Raw genomic sequence first — 19,279 nt, 5'->3', positions numbered from 1 at the left:
ACATGATGACTGATGTTAATTGACAGGTAGTTTTTGCAGTGCCGAGATACGCTCATCCAATGTCGGGTGTGTGCGGAACAGATTGGCAATGCTAAATCCTTGGGATTGACCGCTAGAAATGGCAAAGGCTTTCATGCTCTCTGGCATTTGATCGGGGCGAGCTTCGGCAGGACGTAGGGCGTTTAGGGCGCTAATCATCTTGTCACGGCTGGCAAGTTTTGCCCCCATCTCGTCGGCACGGTATTCACGCAAGCGAGAGAACCACATGACGATGGCACTTGCCAAAAAGCCAAGCAAGATGTCCATAACCATACTGGTTACAAAGTAGCCGATACCAGGGGAGTCGCTTTCGTTTTTAAAGACCACTTGGTCAACAAATGAGCCGATGATACGAGCAAAGAACATGACAAAGGCGTTCACTACACCTTGAATTAAGGCAAGCGTTACCATGTCGCCATTGGCAACATGTCCGATTTCGTGAGCCAATACCGCTTCGACTTCATCGGCGGTCATGGTGTGTAGCAGTCCTGATGAAACAGCGACTAGGGCAGAGTTTTTGTTCCAACCTGTGGCAAAGGCGTTGGGTTGGGCATTGTCAAAAATACCCACTTCGGGCATGCCAATACCGACAGCTTTGGCTTGTTTGGCGACGGTCTCCACAAGCCACTGCTCGGTGGCGTTACTGGGACGTTCAATGATGACCGTACCTGTGGATTTTTTTGCCATCCATTTTGACAAAAATAAAGAAATCATTGAGCCAATCATGCCATAGCACAGACATAAGACGGCAAGCGAACCATATTGAAGTCCGCCCGGTCCATGCACACCGCCCAATCCAAAGACTCTACTTAGGATAAAAAAGGCGATACCTGCCACGACCATGACGGCGACGTTGGTGAGTAAAAATAAACCAATGCGTAACACGGTAAATTTTCCTTAAAATAAAAGTTGCAAAATAAAAATGCCCCCATTGGCATTACTGCTATTATGGGGCATGACGTTAAAAATTTAAATGGTAGTTGTGTAACTGATTGATTATTTTTACAAAAATTAGATATTTTTAAAATCAACCAGTTACAAGCACATTATTTATGAATATAAATACGCCCTGAGCCACTACCAACACTGGGGTTTTGGGGAGTGGCGTAGTTATTATTTGGGGTGGTGTAAGTAATGCTGACATTTTGAACACCTGACGAGCTGGGTACTTGCAAGGTGGTCGGGGCGGGCGTGGTAAAGTTTTGGTTCATTGCCAAGTGCGTGCCACCCCCGATAATACCCGTATCATGGCGATAGAGACTGGCATAACGGCTGTTTACCGAGCGGACGTAATTCTGGGTTTCTCGAAATGGGGGAATGCCACCATGTTTGCGGACATTGCCCAATCCTGCATTGTAGGCGGCGACGACGTGGTCACGGTTGCGAAATTGGCGTTGTAGCCATGCAAGATATTTTACCCCACCTTCGATGTTTTGGACGGGGTCCCAAGCGTTACTTACGCCCATGTCTCGGGCAGTACCGGGCATGAGCTGCATGAGTCCCATTGCCCCCACAGGTGAGCGAGCATTTGGGTTAAAGGCAGATTCGGTGTGAATGATGGCTTTGACAAGGGCGGGGTCTACACCATGACGAGCAGCGGCGGCACGGATTAAGTGGTCGTAGGCATTACGGTTAGCACTGCGACTGGGTGTGGCGGCGGTCGTTGGGTTGTAGGTGCTAGGGATGTTGCCGTTAGAGTGTAATTTGGTGTCAGGGTAATAGGTAACACTGATTTGGGTGAATTTTTTGGTGCCACTGGCGTTTTGTTGGACATTGGTCAAAAATTTTTGTCCGTTATCGCCATCTTCGTAGACATAGATGGTATTGGCTGTGGCATGTGTGACAACAGCAGAGAATAGGGCGACGGGCAGTAGGCGACTTAAAAGAATGTTGGTCATGGTCTTTTGGTTGTTAAAATGGTAAATACCTTAATTATAACACAAAAATTTATTTTTAAAAAATAAAACCAAGATTTTTTATCTTGGTTTTATCTCTGTTTTCATGCCAACTTGTCTGTTTGATGATTAACCAAAGACTTTTAGGCGTTCTGCCACAGGGGCAAACGTTTTCTCGCCAGCAGGGGCGACAATACCGCCAAAGACCATTTGGGCGACCAGTTGCCAGTTGCTAGGCACGTCCCATTCGCTTGCCACGAAGTCATTAATGAGTGGGTTGTAGTGCTGTAAGTTGGCACCGACATTGGTGGAAGCTAGGGTTGTCCAGATGGCATACTGTACCATGGCATTGGCGTGACCGGCCCAGATAGGGAAGTTGTCGGCATAAGCAGGGAACTGCTCTTGCAAGCCTTTGACCACGTCGGTATCTTCAAAAAACAGCACCGTGCCTGCCCCTGCTTTAAAGGCGTTTAATTTGTCTTGGGTGGGGGCAAAATTCTCGGCAGGTACGATAGCATGCAAAATTTCGGTGGTGGCGTCCCACAGTTTTTCGTGTTCAGCCCCGTGTAGCACCACAAGGCGAGTGGACTGTGAGTTAAAGGATGATGGTGTATGTAGTAGGGCGTGTTCGACGATTTGGTCGATTTGTACGCTGGTTAGGGGGCTATTCTTGTCTAGGGCATAGATAGAACGGCGAAGTTCGGCGGTGGCTTGTAGGGTTTGAACAGACATGGGTATTCCTTATGTTAAGAATGAATAGAATGGGATTTATTATAAATTAAAATAATAAGAAAACAATAGCCATTTTGTTAAAGGTTTGTTTCTTATTAAGAAAAGGTTTATAATGGCAAAATGGTTTTGTTAAGCACACACAATAAACTTTAAAATTACTACAAACGCAATGATGTTTGGATGTAGGGGCGTGCTCAGCACGCTTTGCATGGTAATGTCATCAAAGGGTGTACTCAACACACACCCCACAAAACCTATGGCAAAATATCAAGCAATCAATAACAAAGAACCCCCAACATGGACACACTTACCAGTATCAAGGTCTTTCATCAAGTGGTTTTGACAGGCAGTTTTACCAAATCTGCCGACAGCCTAGACATGTCGGTGGCGATGACCAGTAAGCACGTCGCCCATTTAGAACGCACACTTGGCACCAAGCTGTTACATAGAAACAGTCGCAACATTCATCTGACTGATGCAGGCGAGCAGTATTACCGTGAGTCGCTGTACGCTTTGGAGCTGTTAGACAGTGCCAAAGAGACCGCCCAGGGGGCAACCGATGGCGTGCGTGGCATGTTAAAAATCACCATGCCCAGATGGTTCGCCAATCCCAAGATGGCAGGCTATTTGAGTGAATTTCAGGCACGTTATCCTGACGTGATTTTGAATGTCTCGCTGTCTAATCAGTTCGTGGATTTGGTGGCGGATGGTTTTGATTTGGCACTGCGAATCACTCACGACCCCAAGCTGTCTTTGATAGCTCGCCCTTTGACACGCATGGATTTTTATCTGGTGGCAAGCCCTGATTATCTGTCACGCCATGGCACGCCGACCACGCCCGATGAACTAAACGACCCTGCTTGTCATCGGGTGATATTGCCAACGTATGTCAAAATGGACAGTGTGTCCATTTATCATCACGCCACGCAATCGGAATTTGTACTAAACCCTAAGCCGTCCATGTACAGTAATGACACACCCATGATTAGTGAGCTGGTACGGGCAGGGGCAGGGATTGGCTATGCCCCAAGCTGGCTTGTTGAGCATGATTTGGCAGATGGGCGACTGGTGCGACTGCTTGCTGATTATGAGCTGTTGTCGGTCACGCTCTATGCGGTGTATGTGGATAGGGCGTTTTTGAGTGCCAGAGTACGGGCGTTTATTGATTTTATGGTGGAAAAATTGGATGGTTAGAATTTAGCCATTTTTCATGCAAAAATAGATTAAAATTTTTAAAATCTATTCCAATCTCAACTTAAAATATTAACTTATTGATTTTTCAATGATTATTTTCGGGTTGTAGGGGCGAATTGCAATTTGCCCTTGATAAATCAATCACTCATACAAGGTTGAGAATGGGGTAAAAATTTTGTTTTCTTTTTATAAAAATGTTATCAATGCTTGATACGCTCTAATCATATCCTGTCAGCCATCTGTAACATTTGGGCGGTTTTCCATGGTTTTTTCACTTGCCAAATGCCTGATTTTAACGTTATGATATGACACTTTTCACATTTTAACAATGATTATCATGCTAAATCATAAAAAAATCCCCAACCGCTCACCAAAATCAGAACAGGGGCTGATGCTTGTTGGGTTTTTGCTGTTGGTTATCATCATCGCAGGACTCGTGTTTTTGGCGATGTATGCCTATAAATTAAACAGCGAGATTGTCAGTAAATTTGAAAATCGCCGTTGGGACATTCCTGCCACGGTCTATTCTCGCCCCCTAGATTTGGAGCGGGGCGTGGTGGTCTCTGATGCCAATTTTAAGGCGTGGCTTGACATGCTAGGATATAGCCAAGGCGATGTCAATCAGACGGGGCGTTATGAGAAATCGGGCAATACCTACACGGTGCATACACGGGGGTTTGATTATGGCGATGGCGAGATAGACCCAGCACAGGTGCTAAAAATCACCTTTAACGCTGGCAAAGTCGCCAAAATCCAAAGCACCAATCCTAATACAGATGGGGTGGTGCGTTTAGAGCCGATTAACATTGGCGGTATCTATCCTGAGAATAACGAAGACCGCATTTTGCTGACCAAAGATACCATGCCGAGGCAGTTGGTGGATGCACTCATTGCGACCGAAGACCGTGGTTTTTATGAACATTATGGCATCTCACTGCGTGGCACGAGCCGAGCGTTGCTCTCCAACATCACAGGGGGCGAACGTCAAGGCGGTTCAACCATTACCCAACAGCTCATCAAAAACTTCTACCTAAACTCCGAACGCACCCTAAAACGCAAGGCAAATGAAGCCTTGATGGCTCTGCTGTTAGAGCGTCATTATAGTAAAGATGCGATTTTGCTGGCGTATTTAAATGAGATTAATCTGGGACAAAATGGCAATCGTTCGGTCAATGGCTTTGGCATTGCATCGCATTTTTATTTTGACAAGCCCATATCAGAGCTAAGTCTTGACCAGTATGCCTTGCTGGTTGGGGTTGCCAAAGGGTCAAGCTATTATAACCCCAGAAAGCACCCCGAGCGGGCGACCGAACGCCGTAATACCGTGCTACATAACATGCTAATCATGGGTAAAATCAGCCAAGATGAATATAACGAAGCAACCGAGCGACCACTGGGCGTGGTCAAAACCCCTGCCATCGCCAAGCCCAAATTCCCTGATTTTTTTGATGCGGTCAGCCGTGAGCTAAGACAGTATTATAAAGACAGCGATTTGCGTGGGGCAGGGCTAAAAATCATCTCCACGCTAGACCCGATTGCCCAAATGTTGGCAGATAAAGCCATTAGTGAACATTTAAATAAAAAAGGCAATAAAAACAAGAAGCTACAAGGGGCATTGGTCAGTGCTGACCCTGCCACGGGCGAGCTCGTTGCCATCGTGGGCAGTGCCAGTGACTTTACGGGGTTTAACCGTGCCATTGATTCAAAACGACAGGTCGGCTCATTGTTAAAGCCTGTTATCTACATGACCGCCATCCAGTCAGGCAAATACCACTGGGCAACCCCTGTCAAAGATGAACCCATCGCCTATCCTGCTGGTGGAAAATCATGGACACCCAAAAACTATGCTGGCAGAAGCTATGGCGATGTCCCTATGCTCACCGCCCTTGCCAATTCTTACAACCAGTCAGCGGTCAATGTTGGCATGGATTTTGGGGTAGATGTGTTCGCCAAACAGCTACGTCAGTTGGGAGTGGCGAGTGAAGTCCCTCACTACCCATCGGTCATGCTCGGGGCGGTTGATTTGTCGCCCATGGACATGCTTGGGGTGTATCAAGTCTTTGCCAGTGGTGGCTATCACACCCCCATTCATAGCATTCGTCAGGTCATCAGCGAGACGGGCAAAGTGATTCAGCGAACAGATGACAATATCAAATCGACGGCACGCATACCGCCTGAGGTCATGACGGTAACAAACTTCGGTCTACAACAAGTGGTCAAAGATGGCACTGCCAAAGGCATGGGTAACATTGGCAATACTTATAAACTCGCTGGCAAAACAGGCACGACCAATGACGCCCGTGATGCGTGGTTTGCAGGGTTTAGTGGTAACTACGTCTCGGTGGTGTGGGTTGGACGTGATGACAATAAACCCATTGGACTGACAGGGGGGTCGGGAGCGTTGCCAATTTGGGCGGATTATATGAGACGGCTTAACCTAGCCCCTGTGCGTCTTGGTGAGAGTGATAAAGTGGCGTGGCTGTGGCTCGATGGCGAGACAGGACTGCTCTCCGATGAAGCCTGCGAGCATGCCATGTATGTGCCAGTATTGGCAGAACACGCCCCCAAACAAAGCACGTCTTGCCTGAGTGAAGAGTATTATCATGATGAACCAAGCGGGACAGCTGATGAAGTCATTGACGATGGCGAGGTGGTCTATGGCGAGGTGGCTGATGATGTCGTGGAAGAAGAGGTGGTCTATGGCGAAGTAGAAGAGAGCTTTTGATGTATAGCCATTAAAAGCCATTTGCAAAATCAAATCAATACTGCTATCATTGATTTATGACAAAATAGTGACAAAACCGTAACAAAGCCATGACAAAACTGTAAAATAGGATTGTCGTGGTTTTTGTTCATGCCACATACTAATCATGAAGTGTCCATCATGAAACGCAAAAACTGCCTACACCATCTCATGCTTGTCGTCTTTGCCGTGGGGCTTGGCTTGTCCTTTTGGTACAGCTCGGCTTGGCTACATCTGTGCTATGGACTTGCGTTGTTTTTGTTTGGTATGCAGTGCATAGAGGAGGGCTTACACAGCACGGCAGGCGGAACGCTTGAAAAACTCATGACCAAAAGCACCGCCACACCTGCCAAGGGCTTTTTGTTTGGGGTGGGTTCGACCTTTATTTTGCAATCCAGTACGCTTGTATCGCTTTTGACCATCGCCTTTTTGGGGACGGGCATGATTACGCTTGCTGGCGGTATTGCCATTATTTTTGGTACAAACCTTGGGGCAACCACAGGCATTTGGCTACTTGCTTTGGCAGGGCAGAGCGTGAGCTTATCTCCCGTTGCCATTCCTATGCTTGTCTTTGGGATTTTGCTTGGGTTTTTTGGCGGTCAGCCCAAGGCGGTAGGGCGGATATTGGTGGGGGTGGCACTTATTTTTATGGGCATTGATGCCATCAAATCAGGCTTTGGGGCGTTTGGCGGACAGCTTGATTTTGCGTCTTTGAATTTTAGCCCGACCTTAGAAGTGCTGACCTTTGCAGGGATTGGATTTTTATTGACTTGCGTGTTGCAGTCGTCCCATGCCACGCTGATTTTGACCTTGACTGCCCTTGCCAGTACGCAAATTACCATTCCCCAAGCCTTTGCCATTGCGGTTGGTTCAAACTTAGGCTCATCCGCCACGACCGCCATCATGGGTATGATAAGTAGCGAGCGAGCAGGGCAACGCCTTGCGTTGGCACACCTGATTTTTAATGGGGTAACAGCCATTTTGACCTTTGTGCTGTGGATGCCGATGACCACGATGGTGGATGCCATTGCCAAGCTTGCCAATTTTCCACCTTTGATACAGCTTGCTCTATTTCATACGCTCTTTAACGTGTTTGGCATTGCGGTATTTTGGCGGTGGCAGGGCAATCTTGCCAATGTCTTAACCAAAATCCTGCCCGACAAAGCCAACACCAAACTTCTGCCCGATGGTTCACAGGCAGTCATGCCACGCCATCTTGACCCCAATGCCTTGATGTCGGCAGACATTGCCCTGCGAGCGGTGTCCCAAGAGATTCGCCATTTGGCAAGCCTTAGCATGGAAGTGATGTCGCACGCTGTCTTTGTGCCAAGCGATGATATTTACAAAAAAGACGAGTCGCCAACCGCTCCCACACCGCCTTTTGAGCCAAATGTACAGACTTTGTATGAATGGCAGATTAAGCCTTTGTATGGTGAGATTTTGGACTTTGTCAGCAAAATGGACGTGGATGAGACCGACACTCGCCAAGATGAGCTGACCGCCATTCATCTAGTGGCGTTTACCTTGCTGGGCATGGTAAAAGATGCCAAGCATTTACAAAAGAACATGGCAAAGTTTTTGGCGGTTGATGTAAATAATGACAAAAAAGATGGCGACATCAATGATATTGGCAAAGAATACCGCTATCTTAGAGAGCATTTGTTTGTCTCGCTACAAGCTCTTGCCAAAGCTGGTGAGATGAAGTTAGGTTCACAAAAGTGGGTCATGCACATAGATATGCTTATCCGTCATGCTGATGGGCTTGATGACATGCGGGGGCAGGTATTTGCTTGCCTTAGAGATGGCGTGCTTGATGGTGAACAGGCGTCATCGCTCATGAATGATATTAGCTATGTCAAACGCATTGAAGATGGCGTGCTAGAACTTCTGATGGGGGCAGGCGAGATGTTTTGTTGTCAGGCACGCTAATGCTGTTAAAAAGCAAAACAATCATAACATTTTGATACATTTTCCCAAAACTTATGAAATGTGTTAAAATTGTCATATAACTGTCATATTTGACTTTTATAATGCAACGATTTTTGGATACAACGCATGTTAGGGCGTACCTGTCCTTTATAACACAATTAAAATTTAGAAATATTGTAGAAATAAACTACCTGTTTTTGCATGAAAATGGCTGTCGAACTACTTAACTGTGTATAACTGTGTAAATTTTTAAGATTTTAACTTAATTTTTAAAATCAAGTGGTCGGGTTTTTTTATAATAAAAGCTTGTTTGATAGAACGACCATCAAACTTCACTTTTTCCTTGAAAAACGGGCGATTCTTCTCATTTTTCATGGCAAATACAAAAGGCAGGCACGCCCTATCCATGACGATTTGGATTAAATAGTAGTGGCGTTGCCCATTTAAGGAGTTAAATGGGTAGAGCTTTTTTTATTGTCATATTCTTTTAATTTAACCAACCCTCGGCGGATTTTATGGTAACTTCAACAAAGCAGAATACTCCTTTTGCTGCTAATGTTTTTTTTGCGTTGCTTCTTGCGGGCATGAGCATTTATTTTGTGATGTGGGGACTTGATTATACCAATCATCAGCAAGTCGTACTGTTCTTGGTGGCATCATTTTTTGGGATTTTTATGGCGTTTAACATCGGTGGTAACGATGTTGCTAACTCCTTTGGTACGTCAGTCGGAGCAGGGACGCTTACCGTTACCCAAGCCTTGGCGGTTGCGGCAATTTTTGAGGTGTCGGGAGCGGTGCTTGCTGGAGCTGCCGTTACCGATACAATCCGTAGTGGTATTGTGGATATCTCGGATTTGGGGGTGTCGCCTAACCAGTTTATTTATCTTATGCTCTCAGCACTCATCGCGGCGGCATTTTGGCTACTGTTCGCCACCAAAAGAGGTTTGCCAGTTTCTACCACACACGCCATCATTGGTGGTATCGTGGGGTCAAGCATTGTACTTGGTGTGAATTTGGGTGGGTCAGAACTTGCCTTATCTACTGTCAAATGGTCAAAGATTGGTGAGATTGCCATCTCTTGGGTTTTGTCGCCTGTGCTTGGTGGGGCGTTGTCTTACTTGATTTATGGACTGGTCAAAAAGAACATTTTGGCGTATAACGACCAGATGGAAATTAAGGTCAAAGAACTAAAAGCGGAGAAAAAAGCCCTGAAAGTTCGCCAAAAAGAACATTTTGAAAACCTACCAGAAGAAAATAAACTGGACTATACCACAGCCTTGCTCCGTGACCAAGAAGTTTATAAAGAAGTGGATAGTGCTGATGAGCTAGAAACGGATTACTATAAAGAGCTGTATGTCATAGAACATAAGCGTGAAAACCTAGACACCTTAAAAGCTTTAAAAACATGGGTGCCACTTATCGCTGCTTTGGGTGCGGTCGTGATGACAGCGATGGTGGTGTTTAAGGGTTTAAAAAACACAGGGCTAAACTTATCTACCTTGCATTCCGCTCTTGTGATGGGCATGATTGGGGCGATGGTTTGGCTCACCGCCTTTATCTATACCAAGACCATTCGTGGCAAGCACAAAGAGGATTTGGGTAAGGCGACCTTTATCATGTTTAGCTGGATGCAGGTGTTTACCGCTTGTGCGTTTGCGTTTAGCCATGGCTCGAACGACATCGCCAACGCTGTCGGGCCTTTTGTGGCGATTATGGATGTTATCCGTGAAAACGCCATTGCTGCCAAAGCGACCGTGCCTGCCCCTGTGCTTGTTACCTTTGGTGTGTCGCTTATCGTGGGGCTTTGGTTTATTGGTAAAGAAGTTATTCAGACCATCGGTACGAACTTAACCGAAATGCACCCAGCGTCAGGTTTTTCTGCCGAGCTTGCAGCGGCGGCGGTTGTCATGGGAGCGTCAAGCCTTGGTATTCCTGTGTCTAGTACGCATATTCTTGTCGGGGCGGTGCTGGGTATTGGACTTGTGAACAAAAACACCAACTGGAAACTCATGAAACCCATCGGACTTGCGTGGGTCATCACACTTCCTGCAGCAGGGACGATTAGTGCCATGGCGTTTTTGGCATTGTCGGCGATATTTGGTTCATGATTAGAATTCTTGAGAAATTCAAAATTTTGGCTTGCAAACCTTGATCTTATTGGATTTGGAATTTTGACAAGCTCAATAAAATTTTAATTTCGCAAGAGGTCTATTAAAAACATAAAGAAGGGCGTGTTTATCGCTCTTTTTTGTGGGTAAAATTCAAAATCCATGACTATTGTCTTGGATGATTGTAAATACGGTCTAAAACTTTAAAAGTTGGTTCTAGTTAAAAAATTATGCTACAAAGAAAACTGTTCGTGATGAGCTATATCCACCCACGACGGTTTTCCGACTCGCAGACAAGCTTAGGATGAACGGAAAAATTAGTTCAGCATACTTTTTAGGCCACTACCAAAACGTTAAGTTTTTATCTTATTTCATAAAACTATTACACTCAACCAACTTGATATTTACTACGGGTTTATAGGGGTGTGTGCTGAGCACACCCTTTGATGATATTACTATACAAGGCGTGCTCAGCACGCCCCTACGTCCACACATCATTGTATTTGTAGTAATTTTAAAGTTTCTTGGGTGTATCAATGTTCAACATGCCCTACAAAACCAACAATTCCAACATGACTAACAGCCATGGTTGGAGATAATCTTTGATAAAGTGGGGGTTGTTAGGTTTGAATTTACCAACAAAAAAGGCGTACCCAACGATACGCCTTTTTATTTATAGGGTTTATTTCATAAATGGCAACATCAAGAACCCTTGTAGTGCCACAAGGTTCATCAAGTCCACAAAGAATGCCCCCACCATCGGGATAATCAAAAACGCCTTGTGAGATGCACCATAACGGTCAGTAACCGCTTGCATGTTTGCCACGGCGGTGGGGGTTGCACCCATACCAAAACCACAATGACCTGCCGCCAGTACTGCCGAATCGTAGTTTTTGCCCATGACTCTAAACGTCACAAAATAGGCAAACAAAATCATCACAATGGTCTGTACAACTAGGATGATAACCAAAGGACCTGCTAAGTCGGCAAGTTCCCACAGCTTTAATGACATGAGTGCCATTGCCAAAAATAGGCTCAAAGATGCATTACCAAACACATCAATGGCACGGTCAAACATATCAAAATTAAAAAGACTGGTCAAAACGTTACGCAAAATCACGCCTGTAGCCAACGCCCACACAAAGGTCGGAACTTTAAGCTGAGCCAACCACTCGATATCTTTGGCAACACCGCTCATATAGTCAGCAGCCACCAAACACACCGCAAACAAAGCCAAAGTTTCCACTGCAGACACGGCAGTAATCAAGCGAACGCTGTCGGCTTTTTCAAACACGGTGTTGTTGGCGTCATTGCTACCGTCTGTTTTATCAAGATTGGCGTTGTTTGGTGCGGTATTGACGGCTTGCATGCCCATGTTTTTGATAAGGCGTTTTGCCACAGGACCACCGATAAGACCGCCTGCCACCAAGCCATAAGTTGCTGCCGCAATACCCATGGTGGTTGCCCCTGTTACGCCATAGTCGTTTTCAAGGGTTGCCCCCCACGCACCTGCCGTGCCATGACCGCCAATCAAGCTGATAGAACCTGCCACCAGACCCATGATAGGGTCAAGTCCAAGCATAGATGCCAGTGCCACGCCCACCCCGTTTTGTACAAGCAGGAAAAAACCGACCACGACCGTTAAAATAACCAGTGGTAGCCCACCTGCTTTTAGACGGCGAAAATCTGCCGACAAGCCGATGGATGAGAAAAACATGAGCATACAGGCGGTTTGTAATTCTTTATGAATGTTAAAGACGTAACCGTATTGGAAGTTTAAAAAATAAATGATGGCAGCTGCAAGTAAGCCACCTGCCACAGGCTCAGGGATGTTAAAATCTTCTAAAAATTTAATCTTTTTAACCAAAAATTGTCCCACAAGTAGGACAATGGTCGCCAAAATCAGCGTATAGTAGCCGTTTAGTGTGATTTCGGTGAGTTCCATGTAAACTCCTTATTTAAAATAATATGCCCTATAAAGAGCTTAATTGATTGTTAATTTTTTTAAAGATATAATTTTCAATGACTTACAAAAATCAGTTGAAAATGGTGTATTATAAACAAAAAGTTACAATAAAGCAAATCATGTGTTTTGGTTCGTGTTTGTTTTTTCACATTTGTAGAGAAAATTTGTTATAATACGCTTATTTTTAAATCCATTGCAAGGTAATCATCATGGAAATCGCCCCATATCAAGAACAAATCAAAGACCTACACGCTCGTGGCAAAGAGCTTTGGGGGTATCTTTGACGTCGAAAGCAAAAAAGAACGCCTAGAAGAAGTCAATCTAGAACTAGAAAACCCCGACATCTGGAACGACCCTGAGCTTGCCACCAAAATCAGCAAAGAAAAATCCGTCCTAGATGGTATCGTGGGCGTGGTGGACGGCTTGACCGCTAAGCTAGATGACGCTGCCGCCATGTTGGAGCTTGCCGTAGAAGCGGACGATGAGAGTCTACTGGCAGACGTGCAAGCCGAGCTTGATGATGCCCTAAAAAGCGTGGAAGACTTAGAATTTAAACGGATGTTTAGCGGCGAGATGGACGCCAATAACTGCTATCTGGACATACAGGCAGGCTCTGGCGGGACAGAAGCCCAAGACTGGTCGGAGATGCTCCTGCGTATGTATCTGCGTTGGTGTGAGTCGCATGGCTTTAAGGCGGAAGTTTTAGAAGTCTCCGAAGGTGGTGTGGCAGGCATCAAATCGGCAACCATTGCGGTCAAGGGCGATTATGCTTTTGGTTGGCTTCGCACCGAGATTGGCGTTCATCGTTTGGTGCGTAAATCGCCATTTGACAGCAACAACGGTCGCCATACGTCATTTTCGGCGGTGTTTGTCTCCCCTGAGATTGATGATAATGTACAGATTGACATCAATCCTGCCGACCTGCGCATCGATACCTATCGCTCAAGCGGGGCAGGCGGTCAGCACGTCAATACCACCGACTCTGCCGTGCGTATCACGCACCAGCCCACAGGCGTGGTTGTGGCGTGCCAAAACGAGCGTTCACAGCATGCCAACAAAGACACCGCCATGAAAATGCTCCGCGCCAAACTCTACGAGCTTGAAATGCAAAAACGCATGGAAAAACAGCAAGCCCTAGAAGACAGCAAATCTGACATCGGTTGGGGCAGTCAAATCCGCTCCTATGTGCTTGATGATTCGCGCATTAAGGATTTACGTACGGGCGTTGAGACGTCCAACACGCAAGCGGTGTTAAATGGTGATTTGGATAAATTTATCGTGGCAAGTTTAAAGGCGGGATTGTGATTTTTAAAATCAATTATGATAAATGGTAATGATTGATTTTGCCTATCAAAAAATCCTGCTAAATATTGTAACAAACTATTTATTTTATTGTTTGCAGGTGTTAAAATCTTAACACCTGTTTAAAGGGTATTTTTAATTTCCATGATTTCAATAAGGAATGATTATGTCAATTGACCGTGTTCGCCAAGCTGCTTTGCGTGAAAAAGTGATGACTGCTGATGAGGCAGTGCAGTTTATCCAAAATGGCATGATGCTTGCTGTTACAGGCTTTACAGGGGCAGGTTATCCAAAAGCGATGCCAACCGCCATCGCCAACAAAGCCAAAGACGCTCACGCCAAAGGCGAGAAATTTAGCGTAGGCATGGTAACAGGTGCGTCCACCGCCCCTGAGTGTGATGGCGTGCTTGCCGAAGCCAAAGCCTTGCATTTTCGCTCGCCTTTTCAATCTGACCCAACCCTTCGTAACGGCATTAACGCAGGCGAGATTGCTTATCAAGACATGCACCTATCGCACGTTGAACAGCAAATGCGTCAAGGCTTTTATGGTAAATTTGACGTAGCTATCGTTGAAGCGACTGCCATTACCGAAAATGGCGAGCTGATTTTTGCGATGGGTATCGGTCATGGCGTAGAAGCGGTCAAAAATGCCGACAAAGTCATCGTTGAGATTAACGCCGCCTTAAGTGCAGGCTTGGAAGGTATGCATGACATCTATGGCGATGTGGGTCTGCCACCGCACCGTAAACCGATTCCTGTGGTAGGGGCGTTTGACCGTATCGGCACGGCAGGGTTAGCCATTGACCCTGACAAAATCGTAGCGATTGTATTTACCAACGCAGGCGACCGTAACTCTAAGTTTGCAGAACCCGATGACATCTCTAAGCGTATCGCCGCCCAAGTCATTGATTTTCTTGACCATGAAGTCAAAGCAGGTCGCTTACCTAAGAGCCTACTACCACTCCAATCAGGCGTGGGTAACGTAGCGAATGCGGTTATGGCAGGACTACTTGATGCCCCATTTGATGATTTGACAGGTTATACCGAAGTGCTACAAGACGGTATGCTTGATTTGATTCTTGCCAAAAAGATGAAAACAGCGTCCGCCACTGCCTTGTCATTTAGCCCAGATGCTCTGGCTCGCTTTAACGAAAACATTGAGTTTTTAAAAGACAAAATCATCCTTCGTCCTATGGAAATCAGCAACAACCCAGAAGTCATTCGCCGTTTGGGTGTGATTGGCATGAACTCCATGATTGAAGCGGATATTTATGGCAACGTAAACTCAACCCACGTCATGGGTACTCGCATGATGAACGGCATTGGCGGTTCTGGCGACTTTACTCGTAACGGCTTTTTTAGCATTTATGTCAGCCCGTCTACCGCAAAAGGCGGGGCAATCTCGGCTATCGTGCCAATGGTAAGCCACCACGACCACACCGAGCATGACGTGATGTTTATCGTAACTGAGCAAGGCATGGCGGATTTGCGTGGTAAGTCGCCAAAAGAGCGTGCCAAACTTATCATCGATAACTGCTCGCACCCTGATTACCGTGATATGCTCCGTGATTATTATGACCGTGCATTCGTGGCAAGCCAAAAATCAGGCGGTGTACACACCCCACACCTATTGCTAGAAGCCCTATCATGGCACCAACGTTTTGTTGAAACGGGCGATATGCGTATCAAGTAATCATCACTTTGGTAAAACACCCAAGTTGTCGCTTGGGTGTTTTTTTGGGCGGATTTATAACGGCAAATTGCATTTGCCCTTGATATGGTTTTTTTGTAAGGTGCGTACCACGCACCTTTTAGGTGAAATGATAAATTGGTGCGTATTACGCCAGTTGGTGTATTTTGATGATATTTTTTATTGAACAACATCATATTTTAAAGGTTAAATTTAACCGAGCATACCCCCAATCATTTCACGATACTCATCATAAATGGGTAGATTATCATCAATAGCCAAGGTTCTGCGTAAGGTGGTTGTCTGCTCGCCTGTTTTGGGGTTAAAGCCGTCTTTTTGAATGTCTTGCCAATATATCCCCACGCCACGCTTTTGCCAATTTGGTACGTCATTAAAGTTAATGCCGTTTTGAAATAGCAGTTCATGCTTTTCGCCTACTGATTTGTATAATAAAAAATCGGCACTTGCTTTTGGTGATTGTCCTTGTTTTCTAAGTAGCCAATAACAATGCGTGTTTAAGTCGTTTCTATGAGCGTCTTCTTGTCGCCAGCTAAAATAATCCTGCACGAGCTTTTGAGTTGGCAATTCACAAATGCGAGCGTCAAAACTCGCTGGGGCGTTCATGATAAGACTAAATACCCCACTTGCTTCGCCTGCCAATAGCGAGATGATTTTGCGGGTTTTGCGGTTAAAACTGTCGTCATTGATGTGCAACAGCAGAGAAATCTCATCGCTTTGGGTGTAGCCATAGACCACACGAAAGCCAGTATTCATCAGGTGTTCGGTGGTTTTGGTCATGGCGTGATGAAAAGTGTCATCAAAAGGGCGGTTGAGTTGCCAAACATCGTCTGCCTTTTTGGTAAAGCCCCGTCCGTCTAGTCGCACGACCATGTGAACATCTGGCAAGACAAAGCTGTCATGTAAGGTTTCGTATTGACGTAATCTTGTGTCTAATTCGTCAAATCGCATGCATACTCCTGTACTTCAAAGTCGCCACCAGTGTTTTTTACCACAAAAATCTTATCAAAGCCTTCATCAAAATCAGGTCGGCTAAGCACTTTGGCAACTGATTTTAGTCCTACTTCAGGGATTTTGGCTTTGCCGTGTCGTCTGTTATTATTGGCAAGTGCCACATCAAACGGCACATCAAAATAATAGGCGATGACCTTAAAATGATGAGCCTTTGCCAAACGGATATAATCCGCTCGGACATCTCTGGTCGGATTGGTTTTGTCTATCACGGTGGGGGTTTTGCTGTCTAGGCACGCCCCAAACAGCCGTTTTTCACGGTGAGCAGTTTTTAGCATATCGCCATTTAGCCGAATGTGCGTATCAACAAACCGCTCTTTATAAAACGTGGATTTGCCCGCCCCTTGCGAGCCGATAAAAATGATAAGTTCCATTAGGCTTCTTTGTCACCCGCCTTGTTAGGATTGTCTTTTTCGGTGATGATGGGGCTGTTTGGGTCGCCAAAGCTCAATATATCACCAAAGTTGGGCTGTACTTTTAAGATAAGCTGTTCTTTTTTGACCACGCCGTGATTGACCTGAGCTTTTTTTAGGTAATTTTTGATGTTCTCGGGGAGCCAACGTCCGATTTCTAAGTAGATGACGTTGCCTTTATACTCGATAAAGGGCTTGCCTTTGAGTTTGGGCGACAGCGACAACAAAAAGGGCAGGGGGTCTTTTCTAAGTAGGGTGCGATAGGCAGGCACGGCAAACTTGATGGCAGGGGTCTTCCACCATGATTTGCTGTGCAGGGTGATGATGTCGGTGTTGGAGATTTGTTCAAAGGCGAAACGCTGAACATGACGGTCAAGACGGGCTTCGGTGAGCTTAAAATTACAAGCTACCGACAGGTGCATGTCTAGCACATCTGCTGTGCAGTAGAGCCTTAAAAAGCCATCAAAAAGTTCAAGGTGTAAATCTAGCACCATGCCGACATTTTGTACCACAAATTGATTTAAGGCATCATTAATCTGCTCCTGACTGCCTGTTACATAAATCTCATCAACCAAATCGCTTGCGGTATTAGTGTAGCTGTGTTTGATGTTGGTTAGGATATTTTGAATGCTGGTGGTGATGTTGTCAAATAAATTTTCGTTTTCAAAGGCGAATCCTGTTTGCTCAAATCCTGCTTGTTCGTCAGCAAAATCCGCCTGCGTGCGACTGTCGTAAGTGTTATTCATAAATGCTAAAAAATAAAAGGGAAATAAAAAGCTGTACTATTGTAGCAAAAATTCGGTAAAAATGGGTAGATTTATGTGCAAATCGGGTAAATAACAATCCATCTGGTGCTGTAGGTTAATTTTTGATTAAATGTAATTTTTTTATATGTCATTTTAAAAGGTCTGTTCATTGAAAATACCTTTTATCATCACGCCTTTTTCATAAGCCCCATTACCACGCCTAACGCCAGCAGTTGCACGCCAAAGATGGTCAGTACGGCATAGAGCCACCCACCATGAGCATAGGCGATGGCACAGACCCACGCCCCGACACTGCCCCCACCATAGTAGCCCATGTAGTATAGTCCTGATGCCAGCGAACGCCCTTCTTTGACATGGCTTGCGATGTAGCTGATGGTCGCCGACTGCGTGATGAATACCCCTGATGACATGATGGTCAAGCCGATGATGATGAGCGGTAGGGGAGTGGATAACGTGATAAATAGCCCTGTGATGGAGCAGATGACGGCAAAGATGATGGTGCCTGTCATGCCAAAGCGGGCGATGATTTTGGCGGACAAAGGAGTGATGACCATGCCGATGAGATACAGGGCAAAGATGTTCGCCAGATGAGATGGCAAGAGTCGATAAGGGGCATCGGCTAGGTGTAAGTTGATAAAGGTAAAACAGCCCACCAAGCTAAACAGTACACAGCCACCGAGCAGGCAGGCACTCATGACATGGCGGTTTTTGGTGTGGGATAGGAGCAGGCGTAGGGCATCTTGGAAGTTTTGGCTTTTTTTAAAATGTTGTGATTTGGGCAGGCTTTTTAGTGCCCACACCGCCCCCACCAAGGTCAGCACTGCCATGACCCCATAGCCCCACCGCCAGCCTATCCATTCGTGCAAATGCCCCGCAAAGAACCGTCCGCTAAATCCGCCCAATACCGTGCCTGCCACATACAGGCTCATCATGCCAGCGATGTTGTCGCTGTACTCTTCGCCAATGTAGGCAATGAGTACCACCGTGATACCAGGGACGGCAAGCCCCTGCAAAAACCGCCAAAAAGTCAGTCCGTCCACCGACCCTGCCATGCCGACCATGAAAGTAGGAATGGCGAGCATGAGTAGCGAGCCGATGATAAACCGCCGTCGCCCAAAGGCGTCCGAGAGCATGCCCATAAAGGGGGACATCAGGGCAATTGCCATGACTGTTGCCCCGACTGCTAGCCCCACTTGCACTTCGCTTGCCTGCAAGTCCTGCATGAGTACCGGCAAAATCGCCTGCACTGAATAGACCTGTAAAAAGGCAAAAAAGCCAATCATGGCAATGGTAAATTTCTGGGTGAAAGTAGGATTGTGGGCGGTCATGACATTATCAAAGATAGCAGGTAACATAGGGCGTGTCTACCATTGATAACATTTTTATAAAATAAGGTGAAAGCTTAACGTTTTAAATCAATTTTTGCATGAAAAATGGCTATCCGACCACTTAATACCCCACTCTCAACTAAC

General features: G+C 45.9%; 14 protein-coding genes. 6 read left to right on the top strand and 8 right to left on the bottom strand.

Going from position 1 to position 19,279, the window contains the following annotated elements; genetic code table 11:
• Window positions 1-15 precede the first annotated feature (15 nt).
• The 3 genes from htpX to B5J93_RS10555 all read right to left on the bottom strand — a co-directional run bounded on the left by htpX (window position 16) and on the right by B5J93_RS10555 (window position 2,666).
• Entirely contained in the window at window positions 16-924 is a 909-nt protein-coding gene (gene htpX / locus B5J93_RS10565; protein ID WP_079326338.1) for a protease HtpX, read from the bottom strand.
• Window positions 925-1,085: 161 nt separating this feature from the next.
• Complete coding sequence (locus B5J93_RS10560) at window positions 1,086-1,937, bottom strand: lytic transglycosylase domain-containing protein (protein ID WP_079326337.1); 852 nt, start codon at window positions 1,935-1,937, stop codon at window positions 1,086-1,088.
• 126 nt (window positions 1,938-2,063) lie between these two features.
• Entirely contained in the window at window positions 2,064-2,666 is a 603-nt protein-coding gene (locus tag B5J93_RS10555) for a nitroreductase family protein (protein ID WP_079326336.1), read from the bottom strand.
• A gap of 297 nt (window positions 2,667-2,963) precedes the next feature.
• Here B5J93_RS10555 and B5J93_RS10550 point away from each other — a divergent pair, with 297 nt between their 5' ends.
• The 4 genes from B5J93_RS10550 to B5J93_RS10535 all read left to right on the top strand — a co-directional run bounded on the left by B5J93_RS10550 (window position 2,964) and on the right by B5J93_RS10535 (window position 10,640).
• Window positions 2,964-3,860, top strand: a complete 897-nt coding sequence (locus tag B5J93_RS10550; protein ID WP_079326335.1) for a LysR family transcriptional regulator — start codon at window positions 2,964-2,966, stop codon at window positions 3,858-3,860.
• Between the two features lie 337 nt (window positions 3,861-4,197).
• Window positions 4,198-6,585 carry a penicillin-binding protein 1B gene (mrcB, locus tag B5J93_RS10545; protein WP_228144928.1) on the top strand — a complete coding sequence of 796 codons (2,388 nt, stop codon included), beginning with the start codon at window positions 4,198-4,200 and terminating at the stop codon, window positions 6,583-6,585.
• Between the two features lie 129 nt (window positions 6,586-6,714).
• Complete coding sequence (locus B5J93_RS10540) at window positions 6,715-8,532, top strand: Na/Pi cotransporter family protein (protein WP_211278880.1); 1,818 nt, start codon at window positions 6,715-6,717, stop codon at window positions 8,530-8,532.
• Window positions 8,533-9,047: 515 nt separating this feature from the next.
• Entirely contained in the window at window positions 9,048-10,640 is a 1,593-nt protein-coding gene (locus tag B5J93_RS10535) for an inorganic phosphate transporter (RefSeq protein WP_079326333.1), read from the top strand.
• A gap of 682 nt (window positions 10,641-11,322) precedes the next feature.
• On the opposite strand, the gene gltS is transcribed toward B5J93_RS10535, so the two are convergent.
• Complete coding sequence (gene gltS, locus B5J93_RS10530; RefSeq protein ID WP_079326332.1) at window positions 11,323-12,585, bottom strand: sodium/glutamate symporter; 1,263 nt, start codon at window positions 12,583-12,585, stop codon at window positions 11,323-11,325.
• 230 nt (window positions 12,586-12,815) lie between these two features.
• Here gltS and prfB point away from each other — a divergent pair.
• Both prfB and B5J93_RS10520 read left to right on the top strand, forming a co-directional pair.
• Window positions 12,816-13,911 (top strand): peptide chain release factor 2 gene (gene prfB, locus B5J93_RS10525; protein ID WP_115236850.1). Its coding sequence is split into 2 segments (ribosomal slippage): window positions 12,816-12,887 and window positions 12,889-13,911, totalling 1,095 coding nucleotides; the frame shifts between segments, so codons are not numbered across the junction.
• Between the two features lie 163 nt (window positions 13,912-14,074).
• The gene (locus B5J93_RS10520) at window positions 14,075-15,601 is read left to right on the top strand and encodes an acetyl-CoA hydrolase/transferase family protein (protein ID WP_079326330.1); all 1,527 of its coding nucleotides are present in this window, start codon (window positions 14,075-14,077) and stop codon (window positions 15,599-15,601) included.
• A gap of 210 nt (window positions 15,602-15,811) precedes the next feature.
• On the opposite strand, the gene B5J93_RS10515 is transcribed toward B5J93_RS10520, so the two are convergent.
• From B5J93_RS10515 to B5J93_RS10500, 4 genes are all read right to left on the bottom strand, one after another.
• Complete coding sequence (locus B5J93_RS10515) at window positions 15,812-16,567, bottom strand: tRNA(His) guanylyltransferase Thg1 family protein (protein WP_079326329.1); 756 nt, start codon at window positions 16,565-16,567, stop codon at window positions 15,812-15,814.
• Window positions 16,549-17,001, bottom strand: coding sequence for an ATP-binding protein (locus B5J93_RS10510; RefSeq protein WP_079326328.1), 453 nt, complete (start codon window positions 16,999-17,001; stop codon window positions 16,549-16,551). Before B5J93_RS10510 ends, B5J93_RS10515 begins: the two co-directional genes overlap by 19 nt.
• Window positions 17,001-17,786, bottom strand: a complete 786-nt coding sequence (locus B5J93_RS10505) for a hypothetical protein (RefSeq protein ID WP_079326327.1) — start codon at window positions 17,784-17,786, stop codon at window positions 17,001-17,003. Before B5J93_RS10505 ends, B5J93_RS10510 begins: the two co-directional genes overlap by 1 nt.
• Window positions 17,787-17,974: 188 nt before the next feature.
• Window positions 17,975-19,135: an MFS transporter gene (locus B5J93_RS10500; RefSeq protein ID WP_079326361.1), complete on the bottom strand. Its 1,161-nt coding sequence runs from the start codon at window positions 19,133-19,135 to the stop codon at window positions 17,975-17,977.
• Window positions 19,136-19,279 lie beyond the last annotated feature (144 nt).

The organism is Moraxella equi (assembly GCF_002027555.1).
GTDB lineage: Bacteria > Pseudomonadota > Gammaproteobacteria > Pseudomonadales > Moraxellaceae > Moraxella > Moraxella equi.
The sequence above is the reverse complement of the archived record's forward strand: the minus strand, read 5'-3'. Positions and strand labels throughout refer to the sequence as shown.

Excerpts from the sequence above, each read along its gene's own strand:
- B5J93_RS10560 (WP_079326337.1), bottom strand. The coding sequence starts at position 1,937 with ATGACCAACATTCTTTTAAGTCGCCTACTGCCCGTCGCCCTATTCTCT.
- B5J93_RS10555 (WP_079326336.1), bottom strand. The coding sequence starts at position 2,666 with ATGTCTGTTCAAACCCTACAAGCCACCGCCGAACTTCGCCGTTCTATC.
- B5J93_RS10550 (WP_079326335.1), top strand. The coding sequence starts at position 2,964 with ATGGACACACTTACCAGTATCAAGGTCTTTCATCAAGTGGTTTTGACA.
- mrcB (WP_228144928.1), top strand. The coding sequence starts at position 4,198 with ATGCTAAATCATAAAAAAATCCCCAACCGCTCACCAAAATCAGAACAG.
- B5J93_RS10540 (WP_211278880.1), top strand. The coding sequence starts at position 6,715 with ATGCCACATACTAATCATGAAGTGTCCATCATGAAACGCAAAAACTGC.
- B5J93_RS10535 (WP_079326333.1), top strand. The coding sequence starts at position 9,048 with ATGGTAACTTCAACAAAGCAGAATACTCCTTTTGCTGCTAATGTTTTT.
- gltS (WP_079326332.1), bottom strand. The coding sequence starts at position 12,585 with ATGGAACTCACCGAAATCACACTAAACGGCTACTATACGCTGATTTTG.
- B5J93_RS10520 (WP_079326330.1), top strand. The coding sequence starts at position 14,075 with ATGTCAATTGACCGTGTTCGCCAAGCTGCTTTGCGTGAAAAAGTGATG.
- B5J93_RS10515 (WP_079326329.1), bottom strand. The coding sequence starts at position 16,567 with ATGCGATTTGACGAATTAGACACAAGATTACGTCAATACGAAACCTTA.
- B5J93_RS10510 (WP_079326328.1), bottom strand. The coding sequence starts at position 17,001 with ATGGAACTTATCATTTTTATCGGCTCGCAAGGGGCGGGCAAATCCACG.
- B5J93_RS10505 (WP_079326327.1), bottom strand. The coding sequence starts at position 17,786 with ATGAATAACACTTACGACAGTCGCACGCAGGCGGATTTTGCTGACGAA.
- B5J93_RS10500 (WP_079326361.1), bottom strand. The coding sequence starts at position 19,135 with ATGACCGCCCACAATCCTACTTTCACCCAGAAATTTACCATTGCCATG.